Origin of the sequence: Pseudomonas sp. MTM4, assembly GCF_019355055.1 — a bacterium.
Classification (GTDB): Bacteria; Pseudomonadota; Gammaproteobacteria; order Pseudomonadales; family Pseudomonadaceae; genus Stutzerimonas.
Genome location: NZ_CP048411.1, coordinates 208,065 through 229,642, shown reverse-complemented (window position 1 = coordinate 229,642; position 21,578 = coordinate 208,065). Strand labels below are relative to the sequence as shown.

Below are 21,578 nucleotides of genomic sequence, written 5' to 3'. Positions count from 1 at the left end.
CACTGGCACTGCTTCAGCCTGCGGTCGCTCGGACCGGTGAAGCTGCGAGCTACTACTTTCCTCTGCCAGTTGACTATACGGGCACGGAGCGGCGGCTACGCATCGGCTTTCCGAGGAATTTCCCCCGCAGTGGGTTGAGGCTTACAGTCGAGCCCTCGCCATGGCTTTTATGGCCTCATGCTATGGAAGTCGGACTCTGCCTGCATGGTTTCCAGGAGCGCCCTGTGATGGGCACCCCTGAATATGTGGTATCGGATAGCCTGGCGCGGTTAGGCAAGATCGTAAATTTGTCCCGGATGGGTTCATGTGCGGCTACCCGGGATGCCGAATTTCGTCGCGAAATCACATCGTACTGGTCTAGGCAGCAAGGGCTATCTCTACAGAACCTTATCCTTTTGGATCGCCCTCAAGCTGCCTCGAAGCTGTATGCCCTTAGCGATCCTCGGCAAACGTTACCATCTGGACAAGAAACAGTCTGGTTCGCCACGGATCTGGCATCCCTGAAAAGGCACTGCTGGCGGACGATTGGCCGATCTCCAAGGATGCGAGCACCGGAGGCCCCAGGTTTCTATGCAAAGCTTCGGAGCTATCCGGACCTGCGTCTTCCCGCCCCTGAGCTACTGCTCACATGGCTTTTGCCGCATCTTGCTCCTAATGACAGAGCGCAGCTGGTGGCTTGGTTCAATGAGCGTGGCTCACTGCCCAACCGCTGGATCGCTTTGGAGCTACCCGGGGATACCAGCGCCCCAATCTACTGCCTGAACGTTCGCGCATACGGCCCACAGCTGGATCGAGGATCGAGGTTTTACCTGCGATCAGCGCGGCGCCGGCCTGCAGTTGCAGTCAATCATCCCCCAGTTCTGATCCGAGCAACGACGCTGGATGTGCTGGATAGGACGGAGATTTTGTCCCGTGACCTCAGTGGCGTGGCGCAGAAGCTAGAAGGAGCTCGCGTCGTTTGCGTTGGGGTAGGCTCATTGGGTAGCACCGTTGCCCTACAGTTGGCGCGTTCGGGTGTTGGTCATCTGACACTCATTGACCCGGACCACTTGGTCTCGGCAAATCTTGGCAGACATGTGCTCGGTGCCGATGACCTTGGTCTCCCCAAGGCCGAAGCGCTTCAGGAAAAAATTCGCAAAGACCTGCCCACCACGGAAGTCGCGGCGTTCGCCACCTTCGCCGAAGTGGTGATGTACAAGAATCCCGAGGTTTTTGATAAAGCGGATCTGGTAGTGGTTACTACCGCAGACTGGCAGTCGGAGGTGGCGCTGTGGGGGGCCAAGTCAAATGGCACCTCCTGGGGGTTACTCCAGGCCTGGAGTGAACCTCATACACAGGTGGGGCATGTGCTCCTTGCGCCATCTGGTGCATTTGATGCTCGAGGCCTATTCACAGACAACGGTGATTTTAAGCACAAGTTCACCGAGTGGCCGGAAGGAGGGGTCGTCGCCCTTCCCGCCTGCGGGGAGAGTTTCATCCCGGGAGGCTCACTTGGGATGGTGAACATTGCTTCGATGGTTTCTCAAGCTGCATTACGAGCGTTGAATGGCAACATCGGTAGCCCGAGTTGGGTCAGCAGCATCAATCGACCTGATGACGTGGTTACGCTGGGAGGTAGCTATCTCGGGCCTGAGCTACCTGCCGGAATGCAGCAGGCCCAGCTGGAGCGCGATTGGCCAGAAATATCGGAGAGAAGTAAATGACGGCGATCGCCTGGCAATGGACCTGGCCCGGGCTAAACACTTCTCTGTTGGTATCGCAGGAGGTTGCGAGCCTGCTGGAGAGCTACAGACAGAAAAACTTTGATGTAGAGCGTGGAGGACAGCTCTTCGTTGACCCTTCAGGCGCTGCCGGATTGGTACTGGCCTTGGCAACTCCTCCTCATAAAGATGATCGGGCTGGTAGGGCCTGGCTGGATTTGAATGCTCGTCGCTGTCGAAAGGAAATTGAGCAGGCTAACGCCACAGGTCTCCGCCTGGTGGGGTACTGGCATACGCACCCGCAAAGCATTCCTATGATCTCCCCCACTGATATCGGGAGCTTTTCCAGGTTCGCCGCGTACTACACCCAACAGCTGCCGCACCCGCTAGCAATCATTGTGGGCAACTCCAGCAGCAACGAAGGCATAAAGGCTTGGTCTTTCAGGGATGGGTGTTATGTTGAGGCCATCCGGGGCAGTTGGCCAGGTTAGCGGTTACGTGCCTCTTCCAGCATGAGAGCGAAAAGCTCCCCCTGAAATCGTGCGTCGTCCAACGCGTTATGGTTGGGAGCGCTTTGGGGGGTGAAACGAGCGGTCATTTGGGAGGATTTAGTTTCCCTCCAGCGGCATCCGGTAACCCCCATGTAATACGCCTTCATGTCGAGTGCGGTGAACCCAAAGGGGTTCGTCCCAGAATACTTGTGGAAGTAGTAGTTGATGAACGACCAGTCAAACGGGGCATTCAGTCCCACGAAAACGACTTTCTGATCTGCCGGACATATCTGGCTCAACCATTGCTCCAGCTTGAGCATTGCCGTCTGTGGGGCTAACCCTTCGTTTTCGAGCCTGGTGAGGTCGAGGCCAGTTACGGCGACCGCCTCCGGATCGTGCTGTAGGCCGTCAGGCTGAAGTTCGAGATAGATTGACTGAGCGGGTTCTGAGACGACGCAAGCGCCGATGGAGAGCAGGCTATAGATGCCCGGCACCGGCCCCGAAGTCTCGACATCGACGGAAATATAAAGCTCATCGCTCATCATCTTGCTCCCTATATTTCGAACAGTATGCCGGGAGTTGAACAAGGCTAATACCCATCAACTCGATGGCGAAGTAGTCGTCGTGGGTAATGCGCCTGAATCACTCAAATTTTATCAAGCGTTCGATGACTGCTTCTGGCCGATTCCTGTCTAAAGGCCGCCAGCCGGCCATCTACACCATACCCCGTTGATCTTGTCCGCCACCCACCACTGTCTGCTGTGTTGTCCTACCCGTCTTAGTACCCGCCGAAACGGTCTTTGACCCCCTCCTCTCCCAGTACCGAACCTCTGGCCCGCGGCACATCGGCGTGCCGTACGTTTTGTCTCGGAGGCTGGGTTCAGGGATGCAAGTGACAACGGTGCTTTACGGCCAGGTGCTGGTGGTTCTGGCCATTACCCTTTCCGGGGTGTGGAGTGCCACGCAGTGGACGGCTGCTGCGCTCGGCTATCAGGCCCGCCTGGGAGCACCCTGGTTCGAGTTGCTGGGCATACCGGTCTATCACCCTTGGCGTTTGTTCGAGTGGTGGTTCGTCTTCGATGCTTATGCGCCGGAAGTCTTCAACGTCGGCGGTAGCATCGCCGCTTTCAGTAGCCTGCTGGCGTTGGTGGTGGGCATCGGCATGGCGATCTGGCGGGCGCGCCAAGCGCGCCGGGTCACCACCTACGGCTCGGCGCGCTGGGCCGATGCCGATGAGGTGCGCAAGGCCGGCCTGACCCAACCGGCGGGTGTGTTCCTCGGCCAGCTCGACGAGCAGTACCTGCGCCACGAAGGCCCCGAGCATGTGTTGACCTTCGCGCCGACGCGCTCGGGCAAGGGCGTCGGCCTGGTGGTACCCACCCTGCTCTCCTGGCCTGCCTCGGCGGTCATCCACGACATCAAGGGCGAGAACTGGAGCCTGACCGCAGGATGGCGTTCGCGTTTCTCCCACTGCCTGCTGTTCAACCCCACCGACCTGGCCTCGGCCGCCTACAACCCGCTGCTGGAAGTGCGTAGAGGCGCCCACGAGGTGCGCGACGTACAGAACATCGCCGATATCCTGGTCGACCCTGAGGGCGCGCTGGAACGGCGCAACCACTGGGAGAAGACCAGCCATGCGCTGCTGGTCGGCGCCATCCTGCACGTGCTCTACGCCGGCCAGGACAAGACCCTGCGCGGCGTCGCCAACTTCCTCTCCGATCCGGCATGCACCTTCGAGCTGACGCTGCACCGGATGATGACCACGCCGCACCTGGGCGATGCCCCGCATCCGGTGGTGGCCTCGGCGGCGCGGGAGGTGCTGAACAAGAGCGACAACGAGCGCTCGGGTGTGTTGTCCACGGCGATGTCCTTCCTTGGCCTATACCGAGATCCAACGGTGGCCGAGGTCACCTCGCGCTGCGATTGGCGCATCGCCGACCTGATCTCGGCGGAGCATCCGGTATCGCTCTACCTGGTGGTGCCTCCCTCGGATATCAGCCGCACCAAGCCACTGATCCGCCTGATCCTCAATCAGGTCGGCCGGCGCCTGACCGAGTCCCTCGACGGCTCCGACGGCATCGAACGCCGGCACAAGCTGCTACTGATGCTCGATGAGTTTCCGGCGTTGGGGCGGCTGGATTTCTTCGAGACGGCGCTGGCCTTCATGGCCGGCTATGGGCTTCGCGCCTTCCTGATCTCGCAATCGCTGAACCAGATCGACAAGGCCTACGGCCAGAACCACTCGATCCTCGATAACTGCCACGTGCGAGTGACCTTCGCCACCAACGACGAACGCACCGCCAAGCGCGTCTCGGAGACCCTGGGTACCGCAACCGAGTTGCGCGCGCAACGCAACTACGCCGGCCACCGTCTGGCGCCCTGGCTGGGCCATCTGATGGTCTCGCGCCAGGAAACCGCCCGCCCGTTGCTGACTCCAGGCGAGGTGATGCAACTGCCTAGCGACGAGGCCGTGGTGATGCTCTCGGGCCTGGCGCCAATCCGCGCGAAGAAGCTGCGCTACTTCACCGACGCCAACTTCCAGAGCCGGGTGCTGCCCGCGCCGCGCTTGCAGCCGGGCCGCTATGCCGACGCGCCGACGCCACGCGCGGATGACTGGAGCGGCCTGGTCGTACCTGCCGCCATCGGCGCTTCGCCGGCTGGCCTGACCGATGACGAGACCGTCGACGGCGGCGGCCCGAACATTCAGCCCGAGTTGGCGGAAGTCGCCCAGTTGCCGGATCACGACGTGCTGGCCAGCGACCTGCTGCTGCTCGACGAGGACGACATTCCCACGCCCTTCCCCACCCAGCCGGATCCACGCCTGCAGCGTGTGGCGCGGCTGGCCGCCCTCGACCCTGACGATGGAATTGCGCTATGAGCCGAGCCCGCCTCAACCTGTTTATCCAACCCGAGCACGCCAAGCGTCTGAATGAACTGGCGATCGCCAAGGGTGTGTCGAAGTCCTCGATCATCGCTGCGGCACTGGCCTCCTGGCTATCGCCCGAGTCCGGCGAGCAGCGCGAGGTGGCCATGGCCAAGCGTCTGGATCGACTGTCGCGCCAGTTCGAGCGGCTGGAGCGCGACCAGAACATCCTCATCGAGACCGTGGCGCTCTACGTGCGCTACTACCTCACGGTCAGCACGCCTGTACCCGAGGCTCACCAAGAAGCAGCACGCGCGCAGGGCAAGCTGCGCTTCAGCCAGTTCGTCGAGCAACTGGGGCGTCACCTGCAGCGCGGGCGCAGCCTGGTCAGGGACGTGCAGGAAGAGGTTCAGGCAAAGACCCAGGTCTCGGGAGAGCGTCCATGACTGTCGCCTCCTCCCCAGTGCTGAGCGTTGCGGCAACGTCCCTGGAGCGGCGCACGCGCATGCTGCGCACGGCGATGGGCCCGCAGATCGCTGCTGCCCTTGACGACCCGGACGTGGTCGAGGTGATGCTCAACCCCGACGGCGTGCTTTGGCTGGATCGCCTGTCCGCCGGCCGCGCCCATCTGGGCACGCTGGCAGCTGCCGATGGTGAACGGATCATCCGCCTGGTGGCAGCGCATGTCGGTCAGGAGGTACACCGCAACAAGCCTCTGCTGAGCGCCGAGTTGCCAGGAACTGGCGAGCGCTTCGAAGGTGTACTGCCGCCAGTGGTGGCAAGCCCCACCTTCGCCCTGCGCAAACGCGCAGCCGGCGTCATTCCGCTGCAGCAGTACGTGGCCGACGGCATTCTCAGCGCTAGCCAGGCCGAATACCTGCGCGCGGCCGTACGCGAGAGACAGAACATCCTCGTGGCCGGCGGCACCAGCAGCGGCAAGACCACTCTGGCTAACGCATTGCTGGCCGAGGTGGCCGGCAGTGGTGACCGTGTGCTGGTGCTTGAGGACACGGTCGAGTTGCAGTGCCCGGCCCTCGATCACGTTGCCCTACGCACCAAGCCCGGCGTGGTCTCCATGGCTGATCTGGTGCGCAGCACGCTGCGTTTGCGCCCCGATCGCGTGGTGGTCGGCGAAGTGCGCGGCGGCGAGGCGCTGGATCTGGTCAAGGCCTGGGGCACCGGCCATCCCGGCGGTATCGCCACTATTCATGCCGGCTCTGCACTGGGCGCACTGCTGCGCCTGGAGCAACTGATTCTGGAAGTCGCCCTGACCGCGCCGCGGGCGCTGATCGCCGAGGCGGTCAACCTGGTGGTGTTTCTCGCCGGGCGTGGCCACACGCGCTATGTCCAGCAGATCGCCCGCGTCACCGGCCATGACGAGCGCGGCTATCAACTCACGTCCATCGCCCCCGCTTTCATTCCTTCGCTTACTCAGGAAAACAGTCATGACTGCCTGCCATCCCCGCGTTGCTAATCGTCGTCGCCTCATCGGCGCCTTGATGCTCGGTGCCCTCTGCCTGGGCTCCTCCCTGCCTGTGCTCGCAGCCGGCTCCGGCATGCCCTGGGAAGGACCGCTGCAATCGATCCTTGACTCGGTACAGGGTCCGGTGGCGCGCATCATCGCAGTGATCATCATCATTACCACCGGCCTGACGCTGGCCTTCGGCGACACCAGCGGCGGCTTTCGCAAGCTGATCCAGATCGTCTTCGGCCTGTCGATCGCCTTCGCCGCGTCGTCGTTCTTCCTCAGCTTCTTCAGCTTTGCCGGCGGGGCGGTGATCGCATGAACGGCGAGCGCGAACTCATCCCCGGTTTCGAGGTGCCACTGCACCGATCGCTGGCCGAGCCGATCCTGCTCGGCGGCGCGCCGCGCAACGTGGCGATCCTCAACGGCACTCTGGCGGCCGTGGTCGGCCTGGGTCTGCAGCTGTGGCTGCCTGGCTTGGCGCTCTGGCTGGTCGGCCACTCGCTGGCGGTCTGGGGTGCCCGCCTGGACCCGCAGTTCCTGCAGGTGTTTGCCCGGCATATCAAGCAGCCGTCGCTGCTGGATGTGTGAGGAGGCCGCCATGCTGAATCTCACCGAATACCAACTTCGCCCCGCCCAACTCGCCGACTGGCTGCCCTGGGCCGGGCTGGTCGCGCCCGGCGTGGTGCTGAACAAGGACGGTTCGTTCCAACGCAGCTTGCGCTTTCGTGGGCCGGATCTGGACAGCGCCACCCAGGGCGAACTGGTGGCGACCTCGGCACGCCTGAACAATGCCCTGCGTCGCCTTGGCTCGGGCTGGGCGCTGTTTGTCGAAGCCGAGCGCCTGGCGGCGGCAGACTACCCTGACAGCGATTTTCCCGAGCCGTTGTCCTGGCTGGTGGACGAGGAGCGTCGCGCCGCCTTCGACGCGCACGGAAGCCACTTCGAGAGCAGTTATCATCTGACGCTGCTCTACCTACCGCCGGAGGAGTCCCGCTCGCACGCCGCCGGCCTGCTCTACGAGCATCGGCCGCATCGCGGCGTCGACTGGCGCGAACGGCTGGCTGCCTTTGTCGCCGAGACGGATCGTTTCTTCGACCTGCTGGACGGGGTGATGCCGGAACTCGCCTGGCTCGATGACAGCCAGACGCTGACTTACCTGCATGGCACGATATCTGTCCACCGCCAGAGCGTGGCTGTACCCGAGGTGCCCTTCCATCTCGATGCCCTGCTGGCCGACAGCCAGCTGACCACGGGCCTGGCGCCGCGTCTCGGCGAGCAGCATCTGCGCGTGCTGTCGGTACGTGGCTTCCCCACCGCGACCTGGCCGGGCGTGCTGGACGATCTCAACTGCCTGGGCTTCGCCTATCGCTGATCGACCCGCTTCATCTGCCTGGACAAGGACGAGGCCGAGAAGGAACTGGTGCGTCTACGCCGGCAGTGGTTCGCCAAGCGCAAGGGCGTCCTGGCGCTGCTGCGCGAAGCGATCTTCCAGCAGGAAAGCCCGCTGCTCGACAGCGACGCCGCGAACAAGGCCAGCGACGCCGACGCGGCGTTGCAGGAGCTCGGCGCCGACCAGGTCGCGTTTGGCTATGTGACCGCCACCGTGACGGTGAGCGATGCCGATGCCCAGATCGCCGACGAGAAGCTGCGCCGTGTCGAGCGGGTGATCCAAGGCCGCGGTTTTGTCACCATCGCAGAGAGCCTCAACGCGGTGGAGGCCTGGTTGTCGTCGATCCCCGGCAACGCCTACGCCAATGTCCGCCAGCCGCTGATCTCCACGCTCAACCTCGGGCATCTGGTGCCGGTCTCGGCAGTCTGGGCCGGCCCGGCACGCAACGACCACCTGAATGGCCCGCCGTTGGTGATCACCCGCACCGATGGCGCGACACCGTTTCGCCTGGTCACCCACGTCGGCGATGTCGGCCACACCCTGGTGGCTGGCCCTACCGGCATGGGCAAGTCGGTGCTACTGGCGACCCTGGCACTGCAATTTCGACGCTACCCGGGCTCGCGCCTTTTTCTGTTCGATATGGGGCGCTCGCTGCGCGCGACGGTGCTGGGCCTGGGTGGCGAGCACTACGACCTCGGCAGCGACGGTGACCTGGCCTTCCAGCCCCTCGCGCGCATTGATCAACCTGGATACCGAACCTGGGCCGCCGAATGGCTGGAGGCTCGCCTGCTGCAGGAAGGCGTGGCCGTCGGCCCCGGGCAGAAGGCTGCGCTGTGGACGGCGCTGGACAGTCTGGCCGGCGCGCCCGAAGTGCAGCGCACATTGACCGGTTTTTCGGTGCTGCTGCAGGACAACGCTCTGCGCCAGGCGCTGCAACCCTATGTGCTAGACGGCGCTCATGGCGTATTGCTGGATGCCGATCAGGATCGGCTGGGCAGCGCCGACGTGCAGTGTTTCGAGATGGAGGAACTGATGCACAGCAAGGCGGCGGTGGCTGCCGTGCTGAGCTACCTGTTCGCTCGCTTCGAGGAACGTTTCGACGGCGCGCCGACACTGCTGATCCTCGACGAGGCTTGGCTGTTTCTCGACGATCCGCTGTTCGCCGCGCGCATCCGCCAGTGGCTCAAGACCCTGCGCAAGAAGAACGTCAGCGTCATCTTCGCCACCCAGTCGCTGGCCGACATCAAGGATTCCAGCATCGCTGCGGCAATCATCGAGAGCTGCGCCAGCCGCATCTTCCTGCCCAACCCGCAGGCGGGCGAGCCGCAGATCCGAGGCATCTACCAAAGCTTCGGCCTCAATGACCGGCAGATCGAGATCGTCGCCCAGGCCACGCCCAAGCGTGATTACTACTACCAGTCGCGCTTGGGCAACCGCCTGTTCGACCTCGATCTGGGGCCGGTGGCGCTGGCCTTCGCCGCCTCGGCCAGCCCGGCCGAGCAGCGTGAGATCGACCGCATCCTGCAGGCGTCCAGCGCCGCCGATTTCGCCCCTGTCTGGTTGCGTCACCGTGGCCTGGACTGGGCCGCCGACCTGCTCACCGCTTATCCCTCATCACACAAGGAGTGCCTGCCATGAGATCCCCTGCCCACCGTTTTCCCGGCGCAACGTTGCTGGTACTGGGTCTGCTGGCCTTGAAGCCGGCCAACGCCTTCACCGTAATCGATCCGACCAACCTGGTGCAGAACACCTTGACCGCAGTACGCACCCTGGAGATGGCGAACAACCAGGTTCGCCAGTTGCAGAACGAGACCCAGATGCTGCTGAACCAGGCCCGTCATCTGCAGCGCCTGGACTACAACGTGGTCAGCCAGTTGCGCGCGAGCCTGGCCAATACCGAGCGGCTGCTCGCCGAGGCGCAAGGGCTGGCCTACGAAGTGCAGCGCCTGGATCAGGAGTTCAGCCGACTCTACCCGAACGAGTACACCGGCGACGTCAGCAGCCAGCGCCTGGCAGAAGAGGCGCGGGAGCGCTGGCAGCAGGGCCTCGACGGGCTGCATACGGCGCTGCGCGTGCAGGCACAGGTGACGCAGAACCTAGCCGAGGATGAAAGCGCCTTGGCCGCTCTGGTCCAGCAGAGCCAGTCCGCGGGTGGCGCCTTGCAGGCTGCCCAGGCCACCAACCAGTTGCTGGCCCTACAGGCCAAGCAGTCGATCCAGGCGCAGCAACTGCAGATCACCCAGAACCGCGCCGTCGCCCTGGAGCTTGCCCGTCAGTCTGCTGCGGCCGAGGAAGCACGCGAACGGCGGCGCCGATTCATGGGCAACGGCACGCCCTACACCCCCTACCCCGTGCAGTTCTATCGCTAGGGAGGCGGATTGATGAGACTCCTGACACTGCTGCCGCTGCTGGTGCTAGCCGCCTGTGGACAGGCTGACAACGGCGTCATGGCTCGGCAAGAGGATGCGCCTGAACGCTTCTACTCGGGCGGCGCCCATCCAGGCGAGTTTCTCCGTCCTACCGACCTAACCGCCATACCAGCAAGTTTCGACGAGGACGTGCCATGAACGACGTCAGCGTGATCGACCGTTTCCTCGAGGTGTTCGGGCTGTATATCGACACCGGCTTCGGGCTGCTCGGCGGCGAGGTGGCCTTTCTCACCATGACGCTGGTGGTGATCGACATGACCCTGGCCGGGCTGTTCTGGGCCATGGGCGGTGAAGACGTCAGCGCCAAGCTGATCCGCAAGACCCTCTATGTAGGCGCCTTCGCCTTCATCATCGGCAACTTCAACATGCTCGCGAAGATCGTCTTCAACTCATTCGCCGGGTTGGGTCTGCTGGCCTCAGGTTCTGCGTTGAGTCATGCGGAGTTTCTGCAGCCGGGACGATTGGCTGCAATTGGGGTTGAGACCGGAGGGCCGCTGCTTGAGCAGATCAGCAGCCTCAGCGGTTTTCCCGAAGTCTTCAGCAATCTGCATAGCATTTTTGTGCTGTTTCTCGCCTGGCTGGTGGTGATCGTCAGCTTCTTCTTTCTGGCCATTCAGCTGTTCGTGACCTTGATCGAGTTCAAGCTGACCACCCTTGCCGGCTTCGTGCTGGTGCCCTTTGCGCTGTGGAACAAGACCGCCTTTCTCGCAGAGAAGGTGCTGGGCAACGTGGTGGCGTCCGGCATCAAGGTACTGGTGTTGGCGGTGATCGTCGGCATTGGCAGCGGGCTGTTCGCCGAGTTTCAGGTCGTACCGGACGAGCCCTCCATCGACCATGCGCTGGTGGTCATGCTCGCCTCGCTGGCCCTGCTCGGCCTGGGCATCTTCGGGCCGGGCATTGCCAGCGGGTTGGTCTCCGGCGCACCGCAACTGGGTGCTGGTGCAGCTGCCGGTACCGCGCTCGGCGCGGCGGGCATGGCAGCAGGTGCTGCTGCGCTGGCAACAGGTGTCGGCGGTGCGGTATTGGCCGGTGCACGCATGGCACCCGGTGCGGCGCGCGTGGCGATGGGCGGCGCTGGCTCTCTGGCAGGAGCCTCTTCCGGCGCTGCAGCAGGTGGCGCCCCCGCAGCGTCCGATCCTGCTACTGCTCCAGCCAAACAGCCCGACTGGGCCAGGCGCCTGCAGCGCAGGCAACAACTCTCACAGGCCACCAGCACAGTCGCTCACACCCTTCGTGGTGGTGATGGCGGTGGTTCATCACCCGGGCCGCAGATCCGCGACCCATCGAATTCGTAAAGGAGGACGAGGATGCGATTCAGACGTCCACGGGTGCGCTACAGCGACACCCCTCAACCGGTCACCCCCTACCAGGCAGCGGCACAGGCCTGGGACCTGCGCATGGGTAGCAGCCTGGCGCAGGCACGCAACTGGCGGCTGATGGCCTTCGGTTGCCTGGGCCTGGCGCTGCTGATGGCCGGCGGTCTGGTCTGGCGTTCGGCGCAGTCGACGGTGACGCCCTATGTGGTGGAGGTCGACAACCTCGGCCAGGTGCGCGCCGTCGGCGAAGCCGCCAGCCCCTACCAGCCCCAGGATGCGCAGATCGCGCACCACCTGGCGCGCTTTATCGAGCAGGTGCGCTCGCTGTCGATCGATCCGGTGGTGGTCCGGCAGAACTGGCTGGAGGCCTATCACTCCACCACCGACCGCGGCGCGGCCACCCTCAACGATTATGCCCGCGTCAACGATCCCTTCACCCGAGTCGGCAAGGAGTCGGTATCAGTCGAGGTCACCAGCGTGGTGCGTGCCAGCGACAGCTCGTTCCAGGTGCGCTGGATCGAACGCCGTTTCGTGAATGGTTCGGCCGCCGGCCTGGAGCGCTGGACAGCGGTGATCTCTCTGGTACTGCAGCCTCCGCGCACTGAGGAAAAACTGCGCCGCAACCCGCTCGGCATCTACGTCAACGGCCTGTCCTGGAGCCGTGAGTTGGACACTACGGAAGGAGCCAAGAAACCATGAAAACCTCCCTGAACCTTTCAGTCTGCCCGCTGCTGCTGAGCATGCTGGCCGGCTGCGCCAGCCAGGAACTACCGGTGATCGCCTTGGACGAACCGGTCGAGGCGCATCGCCTAGCGGAGCCACCTAAGCCAATCGAGGTGGTAGAAGTGCCCAAGCCCCTGGCTCTGCCGGCTCAGCTCAAGCCACTGCCGGAAACTCACCCCAGCAGGCCAGCCAAGGAGCCTGCCGATGAGCGCGTGCGGGTCTCGCGCGCCAATCGCGATGCTCGCGTAGCGCCGAGCCGCGAGGGCTATATCAACGCCATTCAGGTGTGGCCCTACTCCGATGGCGCGCTGTATCAGGTGTATGCCAGTCCTGGCCGGGTCACAGCGATCAACCTGCAGCCTGGCGAGGAGCTGGTCACCGTGGCCGCCGGAGACACCGTGCGCTGGATCGTCGGCGATACCACCAGCGGCAGCGGCGATGAGCTACGTACCAGCGTGCTGATCAAACCGACACGGGTCGATCTGAAGACCAACCTGGTGATCACCACCACGCGCCGCACCTACCTGGTCGAGCTGAGTTCCACCGAACACGCCTGGATGGCGTCGGTGTCCTGGGACTATCCGAAGGATCGCATGCTCGCCCTGCGCCGCCACGCTAGTGCCGCCCAGGCCGCGGCGCCGGTGGACGCCGGCCTGGCGCTGGAACAGCTGCGTTTTCGCTATGCGATCAGCGGCAGCAATCCACCCTGGAAGCCGCTGCGCGCCTTCGACGACGGCCGCAAGGTGTATATCCAGTTTCCCGCTGGCATCGCCCAGGGCGAGCTGCCGCCGTTGTTCGTGATCGGCCCCGAAGGCGACGGACAACTGGTCAACTACCGCTTCCGCTCGCCCTACTACATCGTCGACCGTCTGTTCGGTGCGGCCGAGTTGCGCCTGGGCGCCGACAAGGGTGACGTGGTGCGGATCGAGCGCACCGATGGTGTGGCACGGAGGCCCTGAGCATGACGGGCAAGGACAACGACCAAACCGCTGCAAGCTCGCTACCACCCAAGGAAGCGCCGGAGTCGCTGGAGCTGCGTGCCAAGCCTCGCCCAGTCACCCGCCTCAACCCACGCATGCTGGCGATAGTGGTCGGCGGCCTGTCGGCTGCGGTACTGGGTGCCATGCTGTGGTCCCTGCAACCACAGCAACGCCGTCAGGACGCAGAGCCGAACGAGCTATACAACGTCGACCACGTTGCGCGCTCCGAGGGGCTGGACCAGTTACCGGCAGACTACTCGCAGTTGCCGCCTCCACCTGCACCCGAGATACCGCAACTGGGCCCACCGTTACCCGGCGATTTGGGCGGGCCAATCCTCAGGGCGGAGCAGCAGACGCAAGGTTATGGACATGGGCCAGATGCAGCCGAAGCAGAGCGCCTTGCCCTGCTCAAAGAAGCCGAGGAGGCAACGCAGTCCTCGGTGTTCTTCCAGACCAGCAGTGCGAGGAAATCGAACGTTGCATCCACTGGGAGTGCCCAGCCAGATCCCATGACCCTGGGTATGGCCTCGTCAGGGGCGGTAGCAGCAGTTGCAGGGACGCCAAGCCAGCAGGAACGGAACGAGGCGGTTCTCAGTAAATCCGTAAACGCACAAATCCGTAATTCCGGATTGCTGCAGATGCCTGAATCGCCCTACCAGGTGATGGCCGGCACCGTCATCGCGGCGGCGCTGGTCACCGGGATCAAGTCGGATCTACCCGGTGACGTGATCGCCACGGTGACCGAGCCGGTCTACGACAGCGCGACCGGTGAGCACATACTGATCCCTCAGGGTGCACGCCTGCTGGGCCGCTATAACAGTCAGGTGAGCTATGGGCAGAGCCGCGTGCAGGTGGTGTGGCAGCGGGTGATCTTGCCGGACACCTCGTCCTTCCAGCTCGACAACCTGGTTGGTACGGACGCCGCCGGCTATGCCGGCCTCGAAGATGGCGTCGACTGGCACTGGGACCGGATCGTCGCCGGCGCGGCCATGACCAGCCTGCTGGGTATCGGTGCCGAGTTGGCGGCACCGACCAGTCGCACTGATGGCGACCGCATCATCCTCGCCGGGCGCGACAGCCTGCAGGACACGGTGAACCAGGTCGGCCAGGAGGTCACCCGCCGCAACCTCGATATCCAACCCACGCTGACCCAGCGCCCTGGCCTGCCCCTGCGCGTGATCGTCAATCGCGACCTGGTGCTGCGCCCCTACCAGTCCTTCTCCACCCACCAGAGGAGTCTGCAATGAGCACGACCAAACTGCGTCTCGGCCCACTGCCGAAAACCGAAAACATAAAGCTGACCTTCACCTGCCCCGCCAGCCTGAAGGCCAACCTCGAGCGCTACGCGGCATTGCATTCGCATACCTATGGCGAAGAGGTCGACGCCCTGACGCTCATCCCGCACATGCTGGAAGTATTCATGGCGAGGGATCGGGTTTTCAGGAGAACAAATACACAATCTTTCACCGGCAATTGATAAGCCTGCATCCCCTCCCAGCTGCCGTGGTGACAACGGCAGAAAACCCACACACGCTTGAAAACCGTGACCCAATACATCACACTTATCACCATGATCGTGAGCTTCCGGCACAAAGGTCTACGCATTTTCTTTGAATCTGGCTCAACCAAAGGCATCCGGGCCGATCACGCAAAGCGCCTGGGCCGGATGCTGAGTTTTATGGATAGAGCCAATGAACCCGCCGACCTCGACATCCCCGGTTGGCGGCTACATCCCCTCAAAGGGGAACTGGAAGAGTTCTGGTCACTCACCGTCAATGGAAACTGGCGAGTGATCTTTCGATTCGTGGGTAGCGACATCGAGCTCGTCGACTACCTTGACTACCACTGAACAGGAGGGGGTTATCCATGACCATGTTCAACCCACCGCATCCTGGTGAAACCCTGCTTGAGGACGTGCTCCCCGAACTGGGCATCAGCATTGCCGAACTTGCCCGCCGCCTTGGCTTTGCGCGGGAATCCCTGTCTCGAATCTTGCACGGCCATGCGCCGGTCAGTCCGGATTTGGCTGTTCGCCTAGAGTTGGCCGGCATCGGCAAAGCTCGCACCTGGCTCGGCGTGCAAGCCGACTACGACCTTTGGCAAGCCAGGCATCGCGAACAGCCGCACATCGAGCGCTTTGCTGCGATTGCTTAATTCCGTATGGAAGATGACGACTGATAACGAGGGAGGCGACATCGATGAGAAGAAGGATTCTTGGGAGCAATTCAAGCCCACTATCGACCTTCTTCAGGAGCAGCTCTGATACAGCCAAGCGCGCTGCTTACGGCGCAGCAGCTGAGCGCGCCATCGAAAGTCAGCGCAAGGTACTCGGAAAAGCGAAACTCATTCGAGAAGCCAAGGCAATAGCCTGAAGTTTTCGTCGCGCTAACGAGCGCCGCTATCCACATCCGGCTTTGAGGGATTAGCCTTTCCAGCGACGCCCACCCAGCACATGCCGAAATGACAACGGCTGGGCAGACCGCGAATACTATCGACGATCAAACATCTCGAAGGCCGATTGCAGCTGAGAATGGTCGGAGGCCCGCTTCGTAGCTGATCGTGAAGCAAGATTCTGCAGTTTCCTTTTTATCGCAGGGAGCTCTGCTGCCTGTGGCAACTCGATCAAGTCAAAATCTGGATTTTCCATCTCAACGGACTCCAGAAATGCTCTCGACCGCGGAGTCAGCCACTCCGAAATTTGCAGAAGAAGCCTGGCGCGGTGTTCCAGCAGTATCTCTGAGCTGACAGGTGCTGCAGTCATACCACGGAAGTGGGTCTGGTATATCGCCTCGAAATCCTTGGGCTTATTGGGAACCAGCATCTCCCAGGCAGGTTTCGGGCTACAGGTCATGTAGATTAGGAAGGTTCGCCAAAGTCGCTCATCTGTGCGCGGATCGGCCAGAAGCAAACCTATATCAAACAGGTCGCGCGGATGCTGCCTCGACAATGCTGCTGCCATTTTCCCCGCATATAGATCCGCAAAGTCGAGCACCTGGATCGAGGCAAAGCCAAAGGCCTCCTGGACCTGCGACTGGACAACCATTGTCCGTACCGGATGCACGGAACCGCGCATCACCGGAGTCGTTTCTATTTGGACTCGGGCTCGTCCACGACTCACTATCAGCCGGTTTACGAAACCACCTCTCTCTGGCGCTGATGTTTGTACTTGTAGCCTTAATGGCGCAGAGCCAAGTGCCCTTCCCAGACTTTCTAATGCATCGGAGATCTGACCAGCATCCTGCGCATAGTCCTGCATCGGCAACCAGGTCAGATCGATATCCACAGACAACCTGGGCAAGTCATGCTCGAACAGGTTGATCGCCGTCCCCCCTTTGAGGGCAAATCGTGTTTCTTTCGCCAAGGTCGGCAGAATTTCCACCAATAACTGGACTCGGTCGGTGTAGCGCTTATCCCAGGTGCTCATCAAGATCCGCCGGCAAGGTTATTTGGTAGGTTGGGTTCAAGCGACCACCGGGAACCAGGCAACGCTTTCCCTTCCCTAGATAGACGCCGTCCAACGAGACATGATCCATCCAGGCGTGCTGGTGGCGTTCTGCGAGGGCTAGGAACAAGCGCTTGGCTTTTATGCTGGTGCAATGTCGCAGCAGCATGCTTATCCTTTGGGGACGAAGAGTGTCCGCACCCTGCATCAGCGCATCCACTTCATAAACGAGCGATGCGTCTGACACGCCATCACACAGTTCGAGGATTGCGCGCTCAGGTGTCGCGACGACGATGCGGCCGCGGTCGCCATCAGCATCCACCCACTCGAGCCCAAGATTCCTTAGGGCTTCGTCATCCATGTCGGCCTTGAATGACAGTGCTGAAAGATTGAATGGGCTTTTGCCGCACAACACTAACTCAGCTTTCAATGGAAGCTTATCCACCCAGGCAGGGAGGCTTCCAGGACCATACAGAGTAACCGTCTCACGCTCGCCCAACCGCAGGTAGTGCTCGTGCCCATGCCAAGCCAAGGCAAAACGCCCGCCAACATGCAGCGGCAATCGTTCTCCTTCCTGCAACGCACGCACTACAGCAGCCCAGGTGAGACGTCCGCCTCGTCGTTGATAGATTCCACGCGCAGGCGATTCCAGCCAGCCGCTCGCAATATATCGCGCTACGAGGTTGCTGCTGTAGCCATGAGCCTTCAACCAGCTACTGGACACCAGATCGCTGTCGCCGAGCCCTGCAAGCAAGGAGTTTAGTTTTTCAGGTTTTTGCACACTCATAGTGAGCAAAATAGAGATTTTCTAAACCACCTGCAAGAAGAAGGTTTATAGAAACCAAAAAAAACTCACCATTAGTGAGCAAAATTTAGTTTTTATAAACCAGCACTGAGGAGCTCTTGAACATTGCTACAGGCGCTCCCGAGGCCCCTTCCATTCCAGCAACGCCTGTAGCGGATCCAGCTCGCCAACAAGCTCACGCGCTTGGGCGAGCTTGTCCATAGCAACACACCGCTCGGCTTCGGGCAGATTCGATACGGAGCTCTCAGCATCACTGAAAAAGGCCTGAATCCGCTTGATGTCATCCCACTGTTTGATGGCGATCAGCAAATCAGCTCTCGCCTGCTCCCTTGCCTCGTTTTGACGTCGAATCCGTTCTCTCTCCTCGAGCCGGCGTAACTGCTCCCTCCACTCCTGCTGCCGAATCCTGGCCTGCTCCTCGGCCTCTTCTACCAATCGGGCAATTACAGGCGCGGCGTCTGTGAGCTGCTGGACGATGTCATTCAACTGGCCACGCAGCGAGCTTTGCTTGACCTCCTTCCAACTTTGAGACCAATCCGCACCTGGGTAGGGAGAGAAAGCCCTTATGCATAGACGGCCGGTCGCAAAGTCCATTCGGGTCGTCCAGTTCCAAGCAGAGCTCAAGCGGCGCAGTTGCTGCGCCGAGATCTTAGAGGTAGGGATGTACTCACCATCGATATTCCGAGCCTCCAATTCCTCAGTCATCTCAAACAGCGTCAGCCCGATGGCAACCGTCCCGACGAAAACCACTGTGGGCTTGGAGGGTGACCACAACGCCGGATACCGGTGCTTTGGTTTCTTGGGTGGGTGCTCATGCTCATCAAACGAGGCACGGGCATAGGTGCGGTCACTCGGAGCAAACATCACGCGATGGCAGGCAGCCTCCAGCTTGAGAAACAGCTGATTAGCAAGCTTGAGGGCAGGCTCAAGTTGCGATTTGGTCACCACAACATCTACCAGACGCTGCTTCCCAGGCTTGAGGAAGCCCTGGTCGATGACGCGCCCCTGCTCAAAGACTTCATACGCCCCCACAACAACAGGGTGCTGCCTTGATCGTGATATGCGGAGCTGTTCAGGCCTGATTTTACGCGGCACCGGTGCCTTCGGAGCCGGTTGAGAAACAGCACCAAGAGCATCTCCCCTGCGCCAGACCTGAAGATCACCAGGCCCAGCCTCAGGCAGCGGTGGCTGAGGACTTGGTATTCCATTCTCCAGCTTTACCCAGTGTCCACGCGGCGGCCGCGGGACATTCATGCGGGCACACACGCGCGCCAAGAAGCTGGAAGAAACACGGTGGTGATCTGCGATCTTGGTCATGGGACGCCGCCACACCTCTGCGTACATCTCCTCACGACTGACTGGGCCACCAGGGCTGGAACAAGGTTGCTGGGCTACCTCTTCGGAAGACACGTATCAATCCTCAAGCCTGAATCGCCGACCAGCCAACGGCTGGCCATACGCCACGATCCATCAGGTCAAACCGAACCAAAACGGTTGTTGTACCAAACCCTCCCCAGCCCCCTCCACCACGTTGTTCGCCCGGCGAGCAACGGACAGCATCTGCAGAACGGATCAGGGTCGATAAGGAGGCGATATTCATGCCCGCATCATCTGAACAGATAGCCGCACGCTTGATCACCTGCCCACCCCGAATCCTCCGAGCCAGTGCGGCCCCAGCCTACCTCGGCATGTGCCGCACAGAATTCAACAAAACCGTCCGGCCTTACGTGCGGGAATTCCGCATTGGCGTGCAAGGCATCGGCTTTGATCGCGAAGAGCTGGATGCCTGGGCAGATGCCTACATCGACCGGGCCATCATTGAAAAGGAAGGTGCCAAGGGACATGATCACTCCCGCAGCGAGCGCCAAGGAGAAAAACCATGGCGCGAAAAACCATTAGCGGCCTCTACCAAAGGAACGGGACCTGGCACATCGACAAGGTCTTCAGAGGTCAGCGAATTCAGGAAAGCACTGGATCAAGCGATAGGAAGGAGGCAGAGCAATACCTGATACACAAGCTGGAAAAGCTCCGGGAACAGAAGATCTACGGCGTCCGTACGATCAGAACCTGGCGGGAAGCCGCTACGCGTTACCTGACCGAGTACAGGGACCAGCCGTCGATAGGCCTCACAGCCATCTATCTGGAGCAGTTGGACCCGTATATTGGCGACCAGCCTCTGACTCATGTCGACGACGAGACCCTGGCTCCCTACATAAGGGATCGACTCAAGAGCACCAGAACCCGCGATGGCAAGTTGAAGCCTGGCGTTTCACACCGCACGGTGAACATCGCTCTGGAGCGCGTCATACGCATCCTGAACCTGTGCGCCCGAAAATGGCGTGATGAGCAGAAGCGTCCCTGGCTCGACGTTGTGCCGATGATCACCAAGCTGGAAGAGAAGAAGACGAGGCGACTCCCCTACCCTATGTCCTGGGAAGAGCAGTCGATTCTCTTCGCCGAACTGCCCGATCATTTGCGCCGCATGGCCCTGTACAAGGTCAACAGCGGCTCACGCGAACAGGAGGTTGTGAAGCTTCGCTGGGATTGGGAGATACCGATTCCTGAGCTCAACACCAGCGTATTTCTCATACCGGCGGATTTTGGTGGCCGACACGAGAGTTCCGGGGTCAAGAACGGCGACGAGCGCCTCGTGGTGCTCAACAACGTAGCCAAGTCGGTCATCGAGGGACAGCGCGGGCTTGATCCGGTCTGGGTATTTCCTTACGGACAACCCGTTCGAAACGGCAAGGCCACTCCAGTTCACCGGATGAACGATTCGGCATGGAAGAAAGCCAGGGTCAGAGCTGCGAAGAAATTCCAGGAGCGATTCATGCGCCCTGCTCCACCTGGATTTGCTTCGATCCGCGTTCACGATCTGAAGCACACCTTCGGTCGAAGACTTCGAGCAGCTGGTGTGACGGAGGAAGACAGGAAGGCTCTGCTGGGCCACAAGAACGGCAGCATCACCAGTCACTATTCAGCCGCTGAGCTGGGCAAACTGATCGATGAAGCCAACAGGATTTCGGCTACCGACTCGCGCGGGCCGGCCCTGACAATTTTGAGGAGAATGGCAGGATGAAAAAAGTCCCGCAAAAGTCCCTGCGCTTTTAAGTGTGAAGCGCCCATAAAAAAATCCAGTCACCGCTAAGTAACTGGATTTTCTAGGGTTTTTTGGTCGGGACGGAGTGATTCGAACACTCGACCCCTTGCACCCCATGCAAGTGCGCTACCAGGCTGCGCTACGCCCCGACTGTGCCATCAGCACTGCTGAAAGCGGATCGAACTATACATTAAGCATCTGAATATGTGAAAGTTTTTTGTGCAGGAGCACTTAATTCTTAAGGAGCTGAAGCACATCCTCAAGTTCGGTAATCACTTGCCGGATCAGTTGTTTGTACTGAGTGGTGTCGTCTCGGGCCTCATCACCAGACATTCGCTGACGAGCCCCGCCGATAGTGAATCCCTGCTCGTAAAGCAGCGACCGGATTTGCCGGATCAACAGGACGTCCTGACGCTGGTAATAGCGGCGGTTGCCTCGCCGCTTCACCGGGTTCAGCTGGGGGAACTCCTGCTCCCAATAGCGCAGCACGTGTGGTTTGACCGCACACAGCTCACTTACCTCACCGATAGTGAAGTAGCGCTTTCCAGGTATCGTCGGCAATTCGTCGTTATGACTTGGTTCCAGCATACGCTTCGACTCTGGCTTTTAATTTTTGGCCTGGCCGGAATGTCACGACACGACGCGCCGTGATTGGGATTTCCTCGCCGGTTTTCGGATTACGCCCAGGGCGCTGTCGCTTATCACGCAAGTCAAAGTTGCCGAAACCGGACAACTTTACCTGTTCGTTATGCTCGAGCGCCTGACGGATTTCCTCGAAAAACAGCTCGACCAACTCCTTGGCCTCGCGCTTATTCAAGCCTAGCTCTTCATATAGACGTTCCGCCATTTCAGCTTTCGTCAGAGCCCCCAT

Annotated in this window: 24 protein-coding genes, 1 tRNA gene and 1 pseudogene; 18 read left to right on the top strand and 8 right to left on the bottom strand. The window is 61.3% G+C overall.

The annotated features are described in order from the left end of the window. The first annotated feature begins 905 nt into the window (after positions 1-905). Positions 906-1,703 (top strand): ThiF family adenylyltransferase, encoded by a 798-nt coding sequence (locus GYM54_RS21675; RefSeq protein WP_231752131.1) that lies wholly within the window; start codon positions 906-908, stop codon positions 1,701-1,703. Next, positions 1,700-2,191: a Mov34/MPN/PAD-1 family protein gene (locus GYM54_RS01140; protein ID WP_197444642.1), complete on the top strand. Its 492-nt coding sequence runs from the start codon at positions 1,700-1,702 to the stop codon at positions 2,189-2,191. Before GYM54_RS21675 ends, GYM54_RS01140 begins: the two co-directional genes overlap by 4 nt. Here the strand turns inward: GYM54_RS01140 and GYM54_RS01135 are convergent. Beyond that, positions 2,188-2,736 (bottom strand): 3'-5' exonuclease, encoded by a 549-nt coding sequence (locus GYM54_RS01135; RefSeq protein WP_197444641.1) that lies wholly within the window; start codon positions 2,734-2,736, stop codon positions 2,188-2,190. The two genes, GYM54_RS01140 and GYM54_RS01135, sit on opposite strands and share 4 nt — an antisense overlap. Before the next feature lie 341 nt (positions 2,737-3,077). Here GYM54_RS01135 and GYM54_RS01130 point away from each other — a divergent pair, with 341 nt between their 5' ends. From GYM54_RS01130 to GYM54_RS01060, 15 genes and pseudogenes are all read left to right on the top strand, one after another. Further along, positions 3,078-5,069 carry a conjugal transfer protein TraG gene (locus GYM54_RS01130; RefSeq protein WP_197444640.1) on the top strand — a complete coding sequence of 664 codons (1,992 nt, stop codon included), beginning with the start codon at positions 3,078-3,080 and terminating at the stop codon, positions 5,067-5,069. Next, complete coding sequence (locus GYM54_RS01125; protein WP_197444639.1) at positions 5,066-5,500, top strand: ribbon-helix-helix protein, CopG family; 435 nt, start codon at positions 5,066-5,068, stop codon at positions 5,498-5,500. The genes GYM54_RS01130 and GYM54_RS01125 overlap by 4 nt, the downstream gene beginning before the upstream one ends. Positions 5,501-5,559: 59 nt before the next feature. Further along, the gene (gene trbB / locus GYM54_RS01120) at positions 5,560-6,528 is read left to right on the top strand and encodes a P-type conjugative transfer ATPase TrbB (protein ID WP_197444783.1); all 969 of its coding nucleotides are present in this window, start codon (positions 5,560-5,562) and stop codon (positions 6,526-6,528) included. Next, complete coding sequence (locus tag GYM54_RS01115) at positions 6,500-6,841, top strand: TrbC/VirB2 family protein (RefSeq protein ID WP_197444638.1); 342 nt, start codon at positions 6,500-6,502, stop codon at positions 6,839-6,841. The genes trbB and GYM54_RS01115 overlap by 29 nt, the downstream gene beginning before the upstream one ends. Further along, positions 6,838-7,110 (top strand): VirB3 family type IV secretion system protein, encoded by a 273-nt coding sequence (locus GYM54_RS01110; protein ID WP_003116617.1) that lies wholly within the window; start codon positions 6,838-6,840, stop codon positions 7,108-7,110. The genes GYM54_RS01115 and GYM54_RS01110 overlap by 4 nt, the downstream gene beginning before the upstream one ends. Positions 7,111-7,120: 10 nt before the next feature. Continuing rightward, positions 7,121-9,550: pseudogene (gene trbE / locus GYM54_RS01105) on the top strand (conjugal transfer protein TrbE). Then, a complete protein-coding gene (gene trbJ, locus GYM54_RS01100; RefSeq protein WP_197444637.1) occupies positions 9,547-10,281 on the top strand; it encodes a P-type conjugative transfer protein TrbJ in 735 nt (244 codons plus the stop codon). Before trbE ends, trbJ begins: the two are co-directional and overlap by 4 nt. A 12-nt stretch (positions 10,282-10,293) precedes the next feature. Then, positions 10,294-10,479 (top strand): hypothetical protein, encoded by a 186-nt coding sequence (locus GYM54_RS01095; protein WP_197444636.1) that lies wholly within the window; start codon positions 10,294-10,296, stop codon positions 10,477-10,479. Continuing rightward, positions 10,476-11,636 carry a P-type conjugative transfer protein TrbL gene (trbL, locus tag GYM54_RS01090; RefSeq protein ID WP_197444635.1) on the top strand — a complete coding sequence of 387 codons (1,161 nt, stop codon included), beginning with the start codon at positions 10,476-10,478 and terminating at the stop codon, positions 11,634-11,636. The genes GYM54_RS01095 and trbL overlap by 4 nt, the downstream gene beginning before the upstream one ends. A gap of 12 nt (positions 11,637-11,648) precedes the next feature. Continuing rightward, a complete protein-coding gene (gene trbF, locus GYM54_RS01085) occupies positions 11,649-12,356 on the top strand; it encodes a conjugal transfer protein TrbF (protein WP_197444634.1) in 708 nt (235 codons plus the stop codon). Next, positions 12,353-13,339, top strand: coding sequence for a P-type conjugative transfer protein TrbG (gene trbG / locus GYM54_RS01080; protein ID WP_197444633.1), 987 nt, complete (start codon positions 12,353-12,355; stop codon positions 13,337-13,339). The genes trbF and trbG overlap by 4 nt, the downstream gene beginning before the upstream one ends. 2 nt (positions 13,340-13,341) lie before the next feature. After that, positions 13,342-14,607, top strand: coding sequence for a TrbI/VirB10 family protein (locus tag GYM54_RS01075; protein WP_197444632.1), 1,266 nt, complete (start codon positions 13,342-13,344; stop codon positions 14,605-14,607). Continuing rightward, positions 14,604-14,837 (top strand): DUF2274 domain-containing protein, encoded by a 234-nt coding sequence (locus GYM54_RS01070; RefSeq protein ID WP_197444631.1) that lies wholly within the window; start codon positions 14,604-14,606, stop codon positions 14,835-14,837. The genes GYM54_RS01075 and GYM54_RS01070 overlap by 4 nt, the downstream gene beginning before the upstream one ends. Before the next feature lie 93 nt (positions 14,838-14,930). Next, a complete protein-coding gene (locus tag GYM54_RS01065; protein WP_019339397.1) occupies positions 14,931-15,209 on the top strand; it encodes a type II toxin-antitoxin system RelE/ParE family toxin in 279 nt (92 codons plus the stop codon). A 17-nt stretch (positions 15,210-15,226) separates the two neighbouring features. Beyond that, positions 15,227-15,514 carry a HigA family addiction module antitoxin gene (locus GYM54_RS01060; RefSeq protein ID WP_003108490.1) on the top strand — a complete coding sequence of 96 codons (288 nt, stop codon included), beginning with the start codon at positions 15,227-15,229 and terminating at the stop codon, positions 15,512-15,514. Between the two features lie 334 nt (positions 15,515-15,848). Here GYM54_RS01060 and GYM54_RS01055 read toward each other — a convergent pair whose 3' ends face one another. The 4 genes from GYM54_RS01055 to GYM54_RS01040 all read right to left on the bottom strand — a co-directional run bounded on the left by GYM54_RS01055 (position 15,849) and on the right by GYM54_RS01040 (position 19,451). After that, complete coding sequence (locus GYM54_RS01055) at positions 15,849-16,784, bottom strand: nucleotidyl transferase AbiEii/AbiGii toxin family protein (RefSeq protein ID WP_197444630.1); 936 nt, start codon at positions 16,782-16,784, stop codon at positions 15,849-15,851. Beyond that, a complete protein-coding gene (locus GYM54_RS01050) occupies positions 16,768-17,589 on the bottom strand; it encodes a type IV toxin-antitoxin system AbiEi family antitoxin domain-containing protein (RefSeq protein WP_197444782.1) in 822 nt (273 codons plus the stop codon). The genes GYM54_RS01055 and GYM54_RS01050 overlap by 17 nt, the downstream gene beginning before the upstream one ends. Positions 17,590-17,715: 126 nt before the next feature. After that, positions 17,716-18,924 carry a hypothetical protein gene (locus GYM54_RS21670; protein ID WP_231752130.1) on the bottom strand — a complete coding sequence of 403 codons (1,209 nt, stop codon included), beginning with the start codon at positions 18,922-18,924 and terminating at the stop codon, positions 17,716-17,718. Between the two features lie 290 nt (positions 18,925-19,214). Continuing rightward, positions 19,215-19,451, bottom strand: a complete 237-nt coding sequence (locus GYM54_RS01040) for a hypothetical protein (RefSeq protein WP_197444629.1) — start codon at positions 19,449-19,451, stop codon at positions 19,215-19,217. 35 nt (positions 19,452-19,486) lie between these two features. Between GYM54_RS01040 and GYM54_RS01035 the strand changes: the two genes are divergently transcribed. Next, on the top strand, positions 19,487-20,686 hold the full coding sequence (locus tag GYM54_RS01035; protein WP_197444628.1) for a tyrosine-type recombinase/integrase: 1,200 nt from the start codon (positions 19,487-19,489) through the stop codon (positions 20,684-20,686). A 93-nt stretch (positions 20,687-20,779) separates the two neighbouring features. On the opposite strand, the gene GYM54_RS01030 is transcribed toward GYM54_RS01035, so the two are convergent. From GYM54_RS01030 to ihfA, 3 genes are all read right to left on the bottom strand, one after another. After that, positions 20,780-20,856 (bottom strand) — tRNA-Pro (locus tag GYM54_RS01030). 82 nt (positions 20,857-20,938) lie between these two features. Then, a complete protein-coding gene (locus tag GYM54_RS01025; protein WP_131648511.1) occupies positions 20,939-21,295 on the bottom strand; it encodes a MerR family transcriptional regulator in 357 nt (118 codons plus the stop codon). Next, the gene (ihfA, locus tag GYM54_RS01020) at positions 21,276-21,578 is read right to left on the bottom strand and encodes an integration host factor subunit alpha (protein ID WP_003282572.1); all 303 of its coding nucleotides are present in this window, start codon (positions 21,576-21,578) and stop codon (positions 21,276-21,278) included. The genes GYM54_RS01025 and ihfA overlap by 20 nt, the downstream gene beginning before the upstream one ends.